1 protein-coding gene is annotated in these 793 nt (G+C 27.5%); it reads left to right on the top strand.

Annotated features, from left to right (window positions below; genetic code table 11):
* The first annotated feature begins 23 nt into the window (after positions 1-23).
* The gene (locus OKC24_RS19800) at positions 24-701 is read left to right on the top strand and encodes a hypothetical protein (RefSeq protein ID WP_265466300.1); all 678 of its coding nucleotides are present in this window, start codon (positions 24-26) and stop codon (positions 699-701) included.
* Positions 702-793 lie beyond the last annotated feature (92 nt).

Genomic DNA, 793 nt, shown 5'->3' with positions numbered 1-793 from the left:
TATAACTTGGAGCTGAGTGAAAAATGACTTATGAAAGAAATCTAACATATATTATGTTAATTTTAGGAAAAATTAATAAATTGAAGAAAGTCGATCTAGAGTTAAATATACACTCTTACGAAGATGTACAAAAATGGGCTATAGCAGTTTTAGAAAAAGATCCTAATGATGAATTAGCTTTAGAAATTTGCTTTTTATCAACTGCTAATGAATCTTTTTTTAGATATTGTAGACAAATAATTAAGAAGTATTTAATGATAATGTATCTTTGTGACTATACAATTAGAGATCCCAAGCAGCATGGAACTAGAATTAATATCAAAGAAATAGGTTGGTTAGCTTTATCTACAATAATTAAAGATATATTTCATTCAGGGGGATCAATCAGGATATGTAAAACACGAACTGAATATTTGGATGAGTATTCAACTTTTAGTTATCAAGATTTAGATCACTATTATATGATATGTGATGAAAAACATGGTTATATATTAGGTTTCAACACAGAAGAAGGTCTATTTACTCTACTTAATAAAAATAACGCTGGTACTCAGAAAATTTATACATTTCATCCTTACGATGATGAATACGATTTCCAATATGTTCACCAAAATTTGGAACTTGCTACAAAAATATTTAAAGAAATTTATGACAGTGGCCATATATCAATTGACTCAAAAAAATTATTTAAAGAGCATTGAATTACAGGAAATCTATTTAACATAATGGCGCTTATACGAAACTACGGTGTTAGAACCCATTTAAAGTGTCTATATTCTCACCAATAAAAATG

The organism is Acinetobacter entericus (assembly GCF_026168575.1).
Taxonomy (GTDB): domain Bacteria; phylum Pseudomonadota; class Gammaproteobacteria; order Pseudomonadales; family Moraxellaceae; genus Acinetobacter; species Acinetobacter bouvetii.
This window is presented reverse-complemented; position numbering and strand designations above follow the sequence as displayed.

What these genes read in the sequence shown, in the direction of transcription:
- OKC24_RS19800 (WP_265466300.1), top strand. Translation starts at nt 24, where the DNA reads ATGACTTATGAAAGAAATCTAACATATATTATGTTAATTTTAGGAAAA.